This is a genomic window from Acidovorax sp. Root217, assembly GCF_001428645.1.
Taxonomy (GTDB): domain Bacteria; phylum Pseudomonadota; class Gammaproteobacteria; order Burkholderiales; family Burkholderiaceae_C; genus Acidovorax.
The window spans coordinates 469,452-483,096 of sequence record NZ_LMIH01000012.1 but is presented as its reverse complement, the minus strand read 5'-3'; the positions used below and the strand labels follow the sequence as shown (position 1 = coordinate 483,096).

Genomic DNA, 13,645 nt, shown 5'->3' with positions numbered 1-13,645 from the left:
CCTCCCGCATTGCGCAGCAATGCGAGAGAGGGGTGAAGGCGCGAAGCGACTCAGGGGGTGCTTTACTTCACGCCTGCGGCGCCAGCACGGCCAGGCCGCCCATGTAGGGGCGCAGCACCTCGGGGATGGTCACGCTGCCGTCGGCCTGCTGGTAGTTTTCCAGCACGGCCACCAGCGTGCGGCCCACGGCCAGGCCCGAGCCGTTCAGGGTGTGCAGCAACTCGTTCTTGCCCTGGGCGTTCTTGAAGCGGGCCTGCAGGCGGCGCGACTGGAAGGCCTCGCAGTTGCTCACCGAGCTGATCTCGCGGTAGGTGTTCTGCGCGGGCAGCCAGACTTCGAGGTCATAGGTCTTGGCGGCGCCGAAGCCCATGTCGCCGGTGCACAGGCTCATCACGCGGTAGGGCAGTCCGAGCTTCTGCAGCACCGCTTCGGCGTGGCCGGTCATGGCTTCGAGCGCGTCGTAGCTCTTGTCGGGGTGCACGATCTGCACCATTTCGACCTTGTCGAACTGGTGCTGGCGGATCATGCCGCGCGTGTCGCGCCCGTAGCTGCCGGCCTCGGAGCGAAAGCACGGCGTGTGCGCCGTGAGCTTGATCGGCAGCTCGGTCTCGGCCACGACCACGTCGCGCACGAAGTTGGTCAGCGGCACCTCGCTGGTGGGGATGAGGTAGAGCGCCGCGTTGTCCGGCACGGGCTCGCCGTCCTGGCCGCCCTTCTTGGCGGCGAACAGGTCGCCCTCGAACTTGGGCAACTGGCCCGTGCCCTTGAGCGAGTCGGCATTGACGGCGTAGGGCACGTAGCACTCGGTGTAGCCATGCTCCTGGGTCTGCACGTCAAGCATGAACTGGGCGAGCGCGCGGTGCAGGCGGGCAATGTTCCCCTTCATCACGGTGAAGCGCGAGCCCGAGAGCTTGACGCCCATGTCGAAGTCCAGGCCCAGGGGCGCGCCCACGTCGACATGGTCCTTGACCTCGAAGGCATAGGTGCCGGGCGTGCCCCACTTGCGCACTTCGACGTTGCCCGATTCGTCAGCGCCCACGGGCACGCTCTCGTGCGGCAGGTTGGGCACGGCGGCCAGCATGGTTTGCAGCTCGGCCTGGATCTGCTCCAGCCGCGCGGCCGATTGCTCCAGCTCCGCCTTGGAGGCGGTGACCTGGGCCTTGGCGGCCTCGGCGCCGTCCTTGTCGCCACGGCTGATCAGCATGCCGACCTGCTTGGAGAGCTGGTTGCGCTGCGACTGCAGCTCTTCGGTGCGCGATTGCAGGGTCTTGCGCTCGGATTCCAGGCCCTGGAAGGCGGCAACGTCCAGGAAGGCCTGGGGCTTCTTGCGGGTTTCCAGGCGCGCGATGGCGGTGTCGAGGTCTTTGCGGAGAAGAAGAATGTCTAGCATGGGGGGATTTTAGAGGGCTGGCAAAAAAGCCTGATTCAGGGTGATGGCGACAAGCATCGCGCGCAACCGTTGCAACTGGCGCGCCCCAAGCCAGTGCCCCCGTGCAAGGGCCGCCCCGCCGCACTGGGGGCGTCCCCCTTTCAGGGGGAAGGCGCGAAGCGACTCAGGGGGTTACAGGTTCGCGGGATCGAAATTGGCACCGCACAAAATGAGGGCGACCGTCTCCTGCGGCTGGGGCTTGTAGGCGCCGGTCTGCAGGGCTGCCAGGCCCAGCGCGGCCGCCGGCTCCACGGCCAGCTTGAGTTCCTTCCACAGCCACTGCTGGGCCGAGCGGATGGCCTCGTCGGGCAGCAGCAGGGATTCGTGCACATGGCGCTGGCTCACCTCCCAGCCGATAGCGCCGATGCGGCGCGCACCCAGCGAATCGGCGGCGATGCCGCCCACCTCCACGTCCACCGGCATGCCGGCTGCGCGGGCCGCGTGCAGGGTGGGGGCACGCTCGGGCTCCAGCGCCACCACGTGGGCGCGGCTTTCCACCCAGGCGGCCACGCCGCCGATCAGGCCGCCGCCGCCCACGCTGACGAGAACGGTGTCGGGCAGGCGCCCGCCCTGCTCCTCGATCTCGGCGGCCAGGGTGCCGGCACCGGCCACCACCTCGGGCTGGTCGTAGGCATGGGCCTGCAGGGCGCCGGTGGTCTTCTGGCGGGCCACGCAGGCCTCGAAGGCCTCGGAATACGCCGCTCCGGTGACGACCACCTCGGCCCCCAGGGCGCGCAGCCGGGCGCGCTTGGCCTCGGGCGAGACCTCGGGCACGAAGACCTCGCAGCGCACGCCCAGAGCCCGGGCCGCAGCGGCCACGGCAATGCCGGCGTTGCCGCCCGAGGCGATGATCACGCCGCTCTCGGGCACGGGGTTGGCCAGCAGGCGGTACAGCATGCCGCGCGCCTTGAAGCTGCCGCCCACCTGCAGGTGCTCAAGCTTGAGCCAGACCTCGGCGCAGTCCACGCCCAGGGATCGGCCGCTCAGGCGCAGCAGCGGCGTGGTGCGCAGGAAGTCGGGGCGGGAGGCCAGCTGGGTGCGGGCGGCGGAGATGGCGGCGCGGTCGATCATGGAAATGCGGGGGCCCGAAAGGCCCGATTCAGGACAACCAGGGAGTGTAGATGCCCCGTTGCGCACCGCAGCACACACACAGATACACCCTGGGCTGTGCCCAGGCCTTTTGGCTGCCGATAACATGGGCATGGGCCACCGCTTGCTGCGGGCGTGCCCGCAGGAGGTTGCTTGCATGTTTTTTGTGTTCGGCCCTTCGGGGCAGATGTACCGTGGCGGGCCTGAAAACCTGGCCACCATCGCACCGGTGCGGCGCGTGCAGCGCCCGCAGGCCCTGCGCACCCGTTCGCTGGACGTGCAGGCGCGGGAGCCCGACCTGCCCACGCCCCCCACCGGCGCCGCCGCCCTGCCCGTGAACCTGCGCCTGCAGGATGCCGTGAGCGCCTATGCACAAACCGAACAAGGCCCCCAGCAGGCGCGCAAGCCGCTGACGCTGGTGAGCGACGTGATGACCCAGGAGGCCCTGACCGTGCAGCCCGAGGCCATGGTCAACGCTGCCTGGCAGACCTTGGCCGAGCACCATGTGGCGCAGGCGCCAGTGGTGGATGCCCAGGGCCGCGTGGTGGGCCTGCTGCTGCGTGCCGACATGGCGCCGCTGGACCTGCTGCCCGAGCCCGGCGCGGTCAAGCAGGCCATCGACCTGGCCCGGCGGCCTGTGTCCGAGGTGATGGTGAGCCCCGTGCCCGCCGTGGCGGCCGACACCGAACTGCGCCGCGTGGCCGCCGTGCTGCTGGACACCGGCCTGCCCGGCCTGCCGGTGACGGACGACACGGGCCGGCTCACGGGCTTCATCTCGCGCACCGACATCCTGCGCGCCGTGGCGGCGGACCCGCCCCTGGACCTGTGGAGCGGCCCAGCCGTGGCACTGTAGGCGTTGTGAGCGCCTACTTACCCGATTTCAATGACCAGCCGGCCCGGTTTCGGGCTGGCGCTCCTTGATCTCGAAACCGGTGGCAGCGTCGATCTTGAGGCCCTTGGGCAGCGGGAACTTGATGGTTTCCTCGATGCCGTTCATGCTGCGCACCGACACCGCGCCCAGCGCCTTGATGCGGTCGATGACCTGCCGGACCAGGATCTCGGGTGCCGAGGCACCGGCCGTGAGGCCCACGCGCGCCACGCCGGTGAACCACTCGGCCTTCAGTTCATCGGCGCTGTCGACCATGTAGGCCGTGGTGCCCAGCTTGGCGGCCAGCTCGCGCAGGCGGTTGCTGTTGGAGCTGGTGGGGCTGCCGACCACGATCACCAGGTCCACCTGCGGGCTCAGCACCTTGACGGCGTCCTGCCGGTTCTGCGTGGCGTAGCAGATATCCTGGTGCTTGGGCTCGCGCACCTGGGGGAAGCGGGCGCGCACGGCGGCCGAGATCTCGGCCGCGTCGTCCACGCTCAGCGTGGTCTGGGTGACCACGGCGAGCTTGGCGGTCTGCGCGGGCTGCACATGGGCCACGTCCTCCACGTCCTCCACCAGGTGGATGCCGTGGTCGAGCTGGCCCATGGTGCCTTCCACCTCGGGATGGCCCTTGTGGCCGATCATGATGAACTCGTAGCCCTCCTTGGCCAGCTTGGCCACCTCGACGTGTACCTTGCTCACCAGCGGGCAGGTCGCGTCGAAGATGGAAAAGCCGCGCGCCACGGCCTCTTCCTGCACGGCCTTGCTCACGCCATGGGCGCTGAAGACCAGGGTGGCGCCCGGGGGCACGTCGGCCAGGTCTTCGATGAAGATCGCGCCCTTTTCCTTGAGGTCGTTGACCACGTAGGTGTTGTGTACGATCTCGTGGCGCACGTAGATCGGGCGGCCGAACTTCTGCAGCGCGCGTTCGACGATCTCGATGGCGCGGTCCACGCCAGCACAGAAGCCGCGGGGCTCGGCCAGCAGGATTTCCTGGGGGGTCTGCATCAGAGGATTCCGATCACATGGACTTCGAAGGTGACGGGCTGGCCGGCCAGCGGGTGGTTGAAGTCAAAGCGCACGGCACCGTCCTCGCGCACCTGCATCACCGCACCGGCATAGCTGCCCATGCCGTCGGGGGTGGGGAACTGCACCACATCGCCGGGGCTGTACTTCTCGTCGGCACTGCCCAGGTCGCTGAGCAGCTTTTTCGCCACCCACTGCTGCATGTCGGGGTTGCGCTCACCAAAAGCCTCGCCCGCGGGCAGCTCGAAGGTGGCGCGCGTGCCCTCCACCAGGCCCAGCAGGTGCAGCTCCATGGCGGGCGACAGCTCGCCCGTGCCCAGCGACAGCGTGGCCGGTTTGTCGGCAAAGGTGTTGATCACATCCCCCGCCGGACCTGCCAGGCGATAGTGCAGCGTGAGAAAGGAGCCCGGCTGTACGGTGGGAAGGGCTGTGGCGGTAGAGGTCATGAAAGTCCCGATAAACTGGCCTCTATTGTAGAAAAACGGGCAATCCCCCATGGCCGGGTGTCCGAGAGCCCCCTAACCCCCTGTACGCCATGGCCATCAAAGACCTCCCCCCGGACGCCCAGCCGCGCGAAAAACTGCTCGCGCGTGGCCCTGCCGCGCTGGCCGATGCGGAGCTGCTGGCCATCCTGCTGCGCACGGGCATCGTAGGCAAGGGCGTGCTGCAGATGGCACAGGAGCTGCTCGACCCGCCGGTGCTGAACGCCGCCACGGGCAAGCTCACAGGCGGTTTTGGCGGCATTGCCGGCCTGCTGCACGCCAGTGCGGATGACCTCGCCCGCATCAAGGGCCTGGGCCCGGCCAAACGCGCCGAGCTGGTGGCCGTGCTGGAGCTGGCGCGCCGGGCCCTGGCCCAGCAGTTGCGCGAGCGCGAGGTGTTCGATTCGCCCGACGCCGTCAAGCACTACCTGCAGTTGCACCTAGCAGCCAAGGGGCACGAGGTGTTCGCCGTGCTGTTCCTGGACAACCAGAACCGGCTGCTGGCGCTCGAAGAGCTGTTTCGCGGCACGCTGACCCAGGCCAGCGTCTACCCGCGCGAGGTGGTGCTGCGCGCGCTGCACCACCAGGCCGCCGCCGTGGTGCTGGCCCACAACCACCCCAGCGGCAGCGTGCAGCCGAGCCGCGCCGACGAGGCGCTGACCCAGACGCTCAAGACCACGCTGGCGCTGATCGACGTGCGCGTGCTCGACCACGTCATCGTGGCCCCGGGCCAGGCCCTGTCGATGGCCGAGAAGGGGCTGCTGTGAGCCCGGCCCCGCCGGCGCGCGCGCCCTCGCCCAGTCCACGGCCTGCGGCGCCCACCGCGCTGCAGACGGCCCTGGCCCGCGCCGCCGATACGGCGGGCAAGGAGGCCCTGCCCCCCACCCTGGCAGCCGCCCTGCCCACCCCGGCTCCGCCGGTACCCGAGCCCACACGCGCCGCCCGGCGTGCATCGGCCGCGGCCCGCCTGGCGGCCGCCCGGCCGGCGCGCGTGCCCCGGCCGCCCGCCGCCGCACCAGCCCCTGCGGCAAAGCCCCCTCGGCGGGCGCCCCCCGCGCCCCGGCGCGCCGGCCAGCGCATCACCGACCTGCAGGAGCTGGCCACGGTGGCGCGCCAGCTGCGCGAGCAGCACGAGCGCGAGCAGGCCGAAGACAAGGCCCGGCGCGAGGCCGCCGCCCGGGCCGAGGCCGAGCAGCAGCTGTTCAGCCGCAGTGTGGGCCCCATCACCCCGCTGCGCATGCGCAACCTGGCGCGCCTGCAGCGCCGCCTGCCCCAGCCGCTGCCGCTGCAGCACTGGCTGGACGAGGAGCGCGTACTTCTCGAATCCATCAGCGACGACTTCGACGTGAGCACCCTGCTCGACACCGACGACGCGCTGAGTTACCGGCGCCCCGGCATCGGCGTGCAGGTCACGCAGCGGCTGCGCTCGGGCTACTGGTCCATCCAGGGCCAGCTCGACCTGCACGGCCTGCGCGTGGACGAGGCGCGCGAGGCCCTGGGCCAGTTCATCCGCCAGTCCCATCGCAACGGGCTGCGCTGCGTGCGCGTGGTGCACGGCAAGGGCCTGGGCTCGCCCGGCAAGAGCCCCGTGCTCAAGGGCCGGGTGCAGCGCTGGCTGGTGCAGAAGAACGAGGTGCTGGCCTTCGTGCAGGCCCGGCCCGTCGATGGTGGCGCAGGCGCATTGCTGGTGCTGTTGCAGCCCGTGGGGCCACGCAATCCATAGGCGCGTGCGCGCCTCGGGCAGTGGCCCGTGAAGGCGCGGTGGGCTCGCGCGCACTGCGCCCCGGTGTCAATCCGCTGCGGCGATCAGGTCTACCTCGACCGTAGCGTTCTTGGGCAGCTGCAGCACCCCCACCGAGGTGCGGGTGTGCGCGCCCACCGGGCCGAGCACGCGGTAGAGCACTTCCGAGGCGCCATCGGCCACCTCGCTCTGCTGCGTGAAGCCGGGGGCCGACTGCACGTAGACGGTGATGCGCAGCACCGCCGTGACGGCATCGAGCGTGCCCAAAGCGCGCTGCAGCAGCGCCAGCGCCCGCATGGCGCAGACCTTGGCTGCGCGCTGCGCATCCTGCAGCGACGCATCTGCCCCTGCAGCACCCGTGACCACCACGGTGTCGCCCACGCGGGGGATCTGGCCGCTCAGGTAAATATGGCGGCCATCGCGCACCAAAGGCACGTAGTTGCCGCCGATCTTGATCTCGCCGTCGAAGCTGTAGCCCAGCGCCTGGGCCTCCTGGGCGAAGCGTTCATCGCATGACATGGGCGGGGTGCTTTCCAACAAGGATCATTTTTCGGGTGCGACAGCGCCCTCGAAGCCCAGCGACATGGGCTGCTTGAGATCGCCCTTGTTGCTCATGCCCACGGGCGCCAGGCGCAGGTTGCGCGCGGTGAAGTACAGGTAGCCGTTGACCTTGGACACCGTGACGGTGCCGGCCTTGTCGCCGCTCTGCCAGCCCAGCAGCTTGCCGCCCGATGCATCGGTGAGCGAGACCAGCGCCTTTTTCTGGGCGGGATCGGGCTTGGCAGCCACTTCGTAGGTGCCCGGTGCGGGCTGGTCGGTGCCAAAGTCCACCTCGACCAGTTGCGTCTGGGAGTTGGTGGCAAACACGAAGGACTTGGAGGTGGCGAGGTAGTTGAGCCCCGTCTTGAACCCATAGCGGGTTTTGGCGGCATTGGCCACCTCGGCCCGCACCTCCCCGAAGTTGTGCCAGCCGTTGGGGCCCGAGTAGAGCTTGCTCTTGGGGTTGGTGAAGCGGTCGTCCGACGCGGGCGGCGCACTGCCCCAGGTGTCTCCAGCGGCGGGGGCCGGCTGGGCATGCGTCAGGGCACAGGCCAGCAAGCTGGCGGCAAGGACAAGGGAACGCTTCATGGCACGGGCTCCTTCGGTGGAATGGACTCGCAGTATGCCTGCGGGCACATGCCCCGGCGCAAGGCCGACCGACAAAATCGGTCGCCGTGCCGGTGCCGGTCACATCAGCTTCTTGGTCACCAGAGGTTGGTTGACCATCCAGTCCGCCGTGCCCGTGAAGCTCTCGCGCAAGCGCGTGCGCAGCGCCTCGGGCACGCCCGTCTCGCCCATGGCCTGGTCCATGCAGGCCACCCACTGGCGGCTCTCTTGCGTGCCGATGGAAAACGGCATGTGGCGCGCACGCAGGCGCGGGTGACCGAACTGGTCGGTGTAGTAGGACGGCCCGCCCAGCCAGCCGCACAGGAACCAGAACAGCTTTTGCCGCGCGCTGGCGAGGTCGCTGCCATGGGCGGCACGCAGCTCGGCATAGCCGGGCTCCAGGTCCATCAGGTCGTAGAAGCGCTCGACCAGGGCGCGCACGCGTTCTTCGCCGCCGATCCATTCGAAGGGCGTGGTGGCGGGGGTGGTGTTGTCGGGGGTGTCGTCGTCCATGGGGGTCACAGTCTGCGCCAGGCATGTCTGGCGAGCTTGGTTGCCAGAGCAGGGATGTTCATATTTCTCAGTTGGAAGCCGCCCTGGCCGATGCACCGGAAGGAGACCTCGCCGGGCTGCCAAGGGTAGCCTGCGTGCTGCCTCCGGTCGCCCTACTCCGAGGCGCGGCGCAAGGTCTCCACCACGGGGCGGCGCAGCACGTCGCGCAGCCCCCACCAGCCTGCGGCCAGCGCCAGCACGGCGCCGGCCAGCGCACCGGCCAGCGGCACCCAGGGTGATGCCGTCCAGGTGAAGTCGAACACGAAGCGCGCCAGCGCCCAGCCCACGACCACGGCCACCGTGCTGGCCAGAAAACCCGCGAGCAGGCCCACGCCCATGAGTTCGGCGCGCTGCACCTGGCGCAGCAGGCTGGCGCGGGCCCCCACGGCGCGCATGATGGCGAACTCGCGCGCGCGCTCCTCGCGCGTGGCGGTGACGGCCGCGAACAGCACCACCAGGCCGGCGGCCAGGGTGAAGGCGAAGAGGAACTCCACCGCGCGGATCACCTGATCGAGCACGCGCTGCACCTGGGTGATGGTGGCGCCCATGTCCACATTGGTGATGTTGGGGAACTGGCGCACCAGCGCGTTGTCGAAACCGGCCTTGTCGGGTGCGCGGTAGGCCGCCAGGTAGGTCACGGCCACGCCTTCGAGGTGTTCCACGGGGTACATGACGAAAAAATTGGCGCGCATGGAGCCCCAGTCCACCTTGCGCAGGCTGGTGATGCGCGCCTCGTTATGCACACCGCCGATGTCGAACTGCAGCCTGTCGCCCATCTTCAGGCCCAGGGTTTCGGCAATGCCCTCTTCCACGCTGATGGTGCCCTGCTCGTTCTCGGTCCATTGGCCGGCCACGATCTGGTTGTGGGGCGGCTGCTGCACGGCGGTGGAGAGGTTGAACTCGCGGTCCACCAGGCGCTTGGCGCGGTCGTCGGTGTAGTCGGCCGGGCCCACGGCCTTGCCGTTCACCGCCAGCAGGCGGCCGCGGATCATGGGGTACCAGTCGTAGCGCTTCACGCCGCCGTCCTTGAGGCTTTGCTGAAAGGCGTCGGACTGCTCTGGCATGACGTTGATCACGAAGCGGTTGGGCGCATCGGGCGGCGTGGCCTGGCGCCAGCTGCTGATGAGGTCGGTGCGCAGCAGCACCAGCAGCACCAGCGCCAGCAGACCCACGGCCAGGCTGCTGACCTGCACCACGGCATAGGCCGGGCGCGCAGATATCTGCCGCGTGGCCAGCACCAGCCAGCGCGGCGCGGTGGCCTCGTTCACGCTGCGGCGCAGCAGCTTCACGGCCACCCAGCTCAGGCCCGCGAACAGCGCCACGGCACCGGCAAAGCCGCCCACGGCGATCAAGCCCAGCATGATGTCGCTGCTCACGGCCAGCAGCAGGGCAGCAAAGCCGGCCACGCCCACGCCCAGCACGGCCATGGAGGCCGGCTTGAGCCCACCCACATCGCGCCGGATCACACGCAGCGGCGGCACCTGGGCCAGTTGCAGCACGGGCGGCAGGCCAAAGGCGAACAGCAGCGTGAGCCCCATGCCCAGCCCGAAGGCCACGGGCCACAGGCTTGCAGCGGGCAGGGCCGACTCCACCAGCCCGGCCAGCAGCAGCACGAAGACGTAGTGCACCAGGTAGCCCACGGCCACGCCCAGCGCGCTGGCGAACAGCCCGATCAGCGCAAACTCGGTGGTGTAGGCGCCGGCAATGGTGCGCTGGCTCTGCCCCAGCACGCGCAGCATGGCCGAGGCGTCAAGGTGGTCGGCGGCAAAGCCGCGCGCGGCCAGCGCCACGGCCACCGCCGAGAGCAGCGCGGCCAGCAGGGCCACCAGGCTCAGGAATTTCTGCGCCCGGTCCAGCGTCTGGCGCATCTCGGGGCGACCGCTTTCGAGCGACTCGACGCGCACGCCGTGCTGTTCGGGCTTCTTGGCCTCGTCGGCAGCCCACTGGCTGAAAGCCTTGACGGCGGCCGGGGCGCCGGAGACGGCAAACCGGTAGGTCAACCGGCTGGCGGGCTGCACCAGGCCGGTGGCGGGCACGTCGGCCTCGTTGAGCATGACGCGTGGTGCAAAACTCATGAAGCCGGCGCCCCGATCCGGCTCGATGACGATGATGCGGGTGATGCGCAGCTGCGCATCGCCCAGCAGCAACTGGTCGCCCATGGCCAGGCCCAGCGATTCGAGCAGCGGCGCATCCACCCACACCTCGCCGCGCGCCGGGATGTCGCGCGTGGTCTGCTCGGCCGCCCCCGGGCCCACGGCCACGGTGAGGGTGCCGCGCAGCGGGTAGCCCGGCTGCACGCTTTTGAGGGCCACCAGCTTGCTGGCACCGCCCTTGGCATCGGTGGCCCGCCCCATGGTGGGAAAGCCCATGGTGGTCACGCTCTGCAGGCCCAGGGCCTTGGCGCGCTCCACGAAGGTGGCGGGCGTGGGGTTGTCGCTGGCCACCACGGCGTCTCCGCCCAGCAGTTGCAAGGCGTCGCGCTGCAGGCCGCCCTGCAGGCGGTCGGCAAAGAAGCCCACCGAGGTGAGTGCGGCGACGGCCAATGTCACGGCCACGACCAGGAGGCGCAGCTCGCCCGCGCGCAGGTCGCGCAACAGGGTGCGCCAGCCCAGGCGGATAAAAGAAAGGTTCATGGGCGTGACATTAGCGCAAAAGCCCGCCAATCCGCGGCAATGAAACATTTCCAGCCGGCGTGCAGGCCCTTTAAGAGCCTGTTCAACGTCTTTTTGAAGCCGCAAAAAGACGTTGAACAGGCTCTAAGGGCCCTCTACCCTAACGGGGAGCGACGTTCAACCGCTCTTCCAGGCCCTTGAGCACCGGGGTGATCTCGGCGCCCACGCGGATCTGCGGGTTCGAGAAGCCGTCGCTCTTGCCGGCCTCGATCTCGCGCTGCTGGATCAGGGGCACGGCCTTCTTGAACGCCTCCTCGAAGGAATGCGTGCTGCGCAGCTGTTCGTCGAACACGGCGCGGCCAAAGAAGGTCAGCTCCGACAGGGCGCCGCAGCCGTAGGAGGTGTGGGTCGCGTCCGCCGCCGTCATGATCAGCGTCGAGGGCGTGGCCAGGGCGTCGATCCAGCCGCCCGAGTAGCAGGCGGATATCGCGATCACGCGGTGGCGGATGCCCGCCGTGTCCAGCGCCTCGCGCAGCATCTCGGGGCTGATGGGAGGCACCTCCAGCGGCCAGTGCGAGGCGGCGAGCTGGTGGTTCTGGGCGCCGTGCGATGTCATGTAGACCACAAGCACGTCGTTCTCCTTGTCCATGCGTGCGGCCAGGGCCGTCACCGCCCGGTCCAGGTTCTCGGGCGTGGCCCAGACATGGGTGTCGGCGGTTTCGGCGTGGTTCAGCAAGTGCAGCACCCGGCCCTGCGCGTCGAAGCGCTCCTGCAAGAGGTCGCTGACCATGGTGCTCTCGCGGCGGAACACGTTCTCGCGGGCGTAGGGAGCAAAGACCAGGGCATAGACATCGGTCACGCCAGGACGCTCGGGCACCAGGGCGTCGACCTGCTGCTGCATCAGGTCCTGCTGGGATTCGAACAGCGATTGGGACAGATGCAGGCGGGCTGGGGTGGGCATGTCGTCGCCGGAGGTGTCGGGCTCCCAGGAGCGGCTGGATGCGTACTGCATACCCACCCCGAGCACAGCCAGCAGCAACAGTGCGTACAAGCCCGTGCGCACATGCGAACGCACGAAGCGGGACAGCACCCGGACATCGGCCGCCAGCATCCACAGCAGCGTCGCCGCATAGATGACCCAGAAAACCGTGGGGCCGTATCCCGAAGACCAGCGAGCAGGCTGGTGCGCCCCCCACGCCATCAATGCGTAGGCCACCACCGACGCGGGCAGCACGGCCACGCTGGTGAGCGCTAGCCAGGCAGCCAGGCCACCGGTCACCTGCGCCGGTGAATCCTGGCGCCGAGCGGCAGATAGCGCCCACCAGGCACACCAGGCAAGCAGCGGCAGAGACCACCATGTCAGCAGCCAGCCGCGCAGGTTGAAATGGGCCGGGCCCGCCACATGCAGACGCTCCAACCCCAGCAAAACCCCGCTGCACAGCAGCACCAGAACGATCAGCTGCAGGGGCCTGGGCACGGCCGCACCCGTTCGGGGCGCCAACAGCACGGCGGCCCGCAGCCCTTGCCACCACCACTGCCCGAGCGGCAGGCGCGGCAAATCTACCGCTTCGGTCACCGCGGATACGGGCGCATCGGGCTCCCCGGGCCCCTGGGGCACGGGGATGCGATGGGTGTCCGGCACCTCGTCGGGGTCGTAGGGGCCAAACTGGCTGGGCAGGGTGTCCGGCCATGCGTTGGGGGATTTCTGATCGCGCATCGCCCGATCATGCCATCGCCGCGCGGCGGCCCGGTGTCAGGTGGCGGAGGATGAAGGGGTGGTGGCCTGCGCCAGTTCAGGCTGCAGCACCAGCCGCTGCATGCCGCTGTAGCAGACGAAGCGCCGGTTGGTGGCGCGGCCGATGGCGCACAGGCCCAGTTGCTCGGCCACGGCGTGCCCCATCTGCGTCATGCCGCTGCGCGAGACCACGATGGGCACGCCCATCTGGGCGGACTTGATGACCATCTCGCTGGTCAGCCGGCCCGTGGTGTAGAACACCTTGTCGGCGCCCGCCATGGGTGCGGCGTCCCCGGCGGCCATCCACATCCACCCCGCAATCGTGTCGATGGCGTTGTGGCGGCCCACGTCCTCGACGAAGACCAGCAGCTCCTCGCCCTGGAACAGCGCGCAGCCGTGCACCGAGCCGGCCGATTTGTAAGTGCTCTCCTTGAGGCGGATGGCGTTGACGATGCCGTACAGCTGGCCCTGCGTGAGCCGCGCCTCGGGCAGCACGATGCGGTCCACCTCGTCCATCAGGCCGCCGAACACGCTGCCCTGGCCGCAGCCGGTGGTGACCACCTTGCTGGCCGTGCGCTCCTCGATGCGCGCGATGCCGTCGCGCGTGCGCACGGCGGCGGCGTTGACCTCCCAGTCCACCGTGACCGACTCGATGTCCTGCGCCGACTCCACCAGGCGCTGGTTGCGCAGGTAGCCCAGCACCAGCAGCTCGGGGTGCGCGCCCAGGGTCATCAGCGTGACCAGCTCGCGGTTGTCGACATACACGGTCAGCGGGCGCTCGGCGGGGATGGACAGCTCTTCGCGCTCGCCATGCTCGTTGACCACCTCGACGCGGTGGGTCAGAGGCGCCTGCGCCTGGGTCAGGCGCGGCAGGCGGGGGGCGGCGGTGGCGGGCACGGGCGTGGTCATGGGGACAGCGTAGCGCATCCCCGCGCGATGCAGCGGACAGGCACCCGCCAGTGCCG

Annotated in this window: 13 protein-coding genes; 3 read left to right on the top strand and 10 right to left on the bottom strand. The window is 69.6% G+C overall.

The features are described 5' to 3' along the window. Positions 1 to 67: 67 nt before the first annotated feature. Positions 68 to 1,390 carry a serine--tRNA ligase gene (gene serS / locus ASE31_RS12370; RefSeq protein WP_057201920.1) on the bottom strand — a complete coding sequence of 441 codons (1,323 nt, stop codon included), beginning with the start codon at positions 1,388 to 1,390 and terminating at the stop codon, positions 68 to 70. Between the two features lie 171 nt (positions 1,391 to 1,561). Next, positions 1,562 to 2,500: a threonine/serine dehydratase gene (locus tag ASE31_RS12365; protein ID WP_057201919.1), complete on the bottom strand. Its 939-nt coding sequence runs from the start codon at positions 2,498 to 2,500 to the stop codon at positions 1,562 to 1,564. Between the two features lie 175 nt (positions 2,501 to 2,675). Between ASE31_RS12365 and ASE31_RS12360 the strand changes: the two genes are divergently transcribed. Then, complete coding sequence (locus tag ASE31_RS12360; protein ID WP_057201918.1) at positions 2,676 to 3,371, top strand: HPP family protein; 696 nt, start codon at positions 2,676 to 2,678, stop codon at positions 3,369 to 3,371. A gap of 27 nt (positions 3,372 to 3,398) precedes the next feature. Here ASE31_RS12360 and ispH read toward each other — a convergent pair whose 3' ends face one another. Both ispH and ASE31_RS12350 read right to left on the bottom strand, forming a co-directional pair. Further along, positions 3,399 to 4,394, bottom strand: coding sequence for a 4-hydroxy-3-methylbut-2-enyl diphosphate reductase (ispH, locus tag ASE31_RS12355; protein ID WP_057201917.1), 996 nt, complete (start codon positions 4,392 to 4,394; stop codon positions 3,399 to 3,401). Beyond that, entirely contained in the window at positions 4,394 to 4,858 is a 465-nt protein-coding gene (locus tag ASE31_RS12350) for a peptidylprolyl isomerase (protein WP_057201916.1), read from the bottom strand. Before ASE31_RS12350 ends, ispH begins: the two co-directional genes overlap by 1 nt. Before the next feature lie 89 nt (positions 4,859 to 4,947). On the opposite strand from ASE31_RS12350, the gene radC reads away from it, so the two are divergent. Together radC and ASE31_RS12340 are read left to right on the top strand one after the other, a co-directional pair. Then, positions 4,948 to 5,661: a DNA repair protein RadC gene (gene radC / locus ASE31_RS12345; RefSeq protein WP_057201915.1), complete on the top strand. Its 714-nt coding sequence runs from the start codon at positions 4,948 to 4,950 to the stop codon at positions 5,659 to 5,661. A gap of 311 nt (positions 5,662 to 5,972) precedes the next feature. Then, a complete protein-coding gene (locus ASE31_RS12340) occupies positions 5,973 to 6,617 on the top strand; it encodes a Smr/MutS family protein (RefSeq protein ID WP_057202524.1) in 645 nt (214 codons plus the stop codon). 66 nt (positions 6,618 to 6,683) lie between these two features. Here the strand turns inward: ASE31_RS12340 and ASE31_RS12335 are convergent, their stop codons facing one another. From ASE31_RS12335 to ASE31_RS12310, 6 genes are all read right to left on the bottom strand, one after another. Next, the gene (locus tag ASE31_RS12335) at positions 6,684 to 7,154 is read right to left on the bottom strand and encodes a RidA family protein (RefSeq protein WP_057201914.1); all 471 of its coding nucleotides are present in this window, start codon (positions 7,152 to 7,154) and stop codon (positions 6,684 to 6,686) included. Positions 7,155 to 7,178: 24 nt separating this feature from the next. After that, on the bottom strand, positions 7,179 to 7,763 hold the full coding sequence (locus ASE31_RS12330) for a hypothetical protein (RefSeq protein ID WP_057201913.1): 585 nt from the start codon (positions 7,761 to 7,763) through the stop codon (positions 7,179 to 7,181). A 99-nt stretch (positions 7,764 to 7,862) separates the two neighbouring features. Beyond that, on the bottom strand, positions 7,863 to 8,294 hold the full coding sequence (locus ASE31_RS12325; protein WP_057201912.1) for a group II truncated hemoglobin: 432 nt from the start codon (positions 8,292 to 8,294) through the stop codon (positions 7,863 to 7,865). A 152-nt stretch (positions 8,295 to 8,446) separates the two neighbouring features. Next, positions 8,447 to 10,966, bottom strand: coding sequence for an ABC transporter permease (locus ASE31_RS12320; RefSeq protein WP_057201911.1), 2,520 nt, complete (start codon positions 10,964 to 10,966; stop codon positions 8,447 to 8,449). 139 nt (positions 10,967 to 11,105) lie between these two features. Next, positions 11,106 to 12,662, bottom strand: coding sequence for a C13 family peptidase (locus ASE31_RS12315; RefSeq protein WP_057201910.1), 1,557 nt, complete (start codon positions 12,660 to 12,662; stop codon positions 11,106 to 11,108). 36 nt (positions 12,663 to 12,698) lie between these two features. Next, complete coding sequence (locus tag ASE31_RS12310) at positions 12,699 to 13,589, bottom strand: formate dehydrogenase accessory sulfurtransferase FdhD (protein ID WP_057202522.1); 891 nt, start codon at positions 13,587 to 13,589, stop codon at positions 12,699 to 12,701. Positions 13,590 to 13,645: the final 56 nt, after the last annotated feature.

Coding starts and splice junctions, on each gene's coding strand:
- ASE31_RS12365 (WP_057201919.1), bottom strand. CDS start 2,500: ATGATCGACCGCGCCGCCATCTCCGCCGCCCGCACCCAGCTGGCCTCC.
- ASE31_RS12330 (WP_057201913.1), bottom strand. CDS start 7,763: ATGAAGCGTTCCCTTGTCCTTGCCGCCAGCTTGCTGGCCTGTGCCCTG.
- radC (WP_057201915.1), top strand. CDS start 4,948: ATGGCCATCAAAGACCTCCCCCCGGACGCCCAGCCGCGCGAAAAACTG.
- ASE31_RS12335 (WP_057201914.1), bottom strand. CDS start 7,154: ATGTCATGCGATGAACGCTTCGCCCAGGAGGCCCAGGCGCTGGGCTAC.
- ispH (WP_057201917.1), bottom strand. CDS start 4,394: ATGCAGACCCCCCAGGAAATCCTGCTGGCCGAGCCCCGCGGCTTCTGT.
- serS (WP_057201920.1), bottom strand. CDS start 1,390: ATGCTAGACATTCTTCTTCTCCGCAAAGACCTCGACACCGCCATCGCG.
- ASE31_RS12350 (WP_057201916.1), bottom strand. CDS start 4,858: ATGACCTCTACCGCCACAGCCCTTCCCACCGTACAGCCGGGCTCCTTT.
- ASE31_RS12320 (WP_057201911.1), bottom strand. CDS start 10,966: ATGAACCTTTCTTTTATCCGCCTGGGCTGGCGCACCCTGTTGCGCGAC.
- ASE31_RS12325 (WP_057201912.1), bottom strand. CDS start 8,294: ATGGACGACGACACCCCCGACAACACCACCCCCGCCACCACGCCCTTC.
- ASE31_RS12315 (WP_057201910.1), bottom strand. CDS start 12,662: ATGCGCGATCAGAAATCCCCCAACGCATGGCCGGACACCCTGCCCAGC.
- ASE31_RS12360 (WP_057201918.1), top strand. CDS start 2,676: ATGTTTTTTGTGTTCGGCCCTTCGGGGCAGATGTACCGTGGCGGGCCT.
- ASE31_RS12310 (WP_057202522.1), bottom strand. CDS start 13,589: ATGACCACGCCCGTGCCCGCCACCGCCGCCCCCCGCCTGCCGCGCCTG.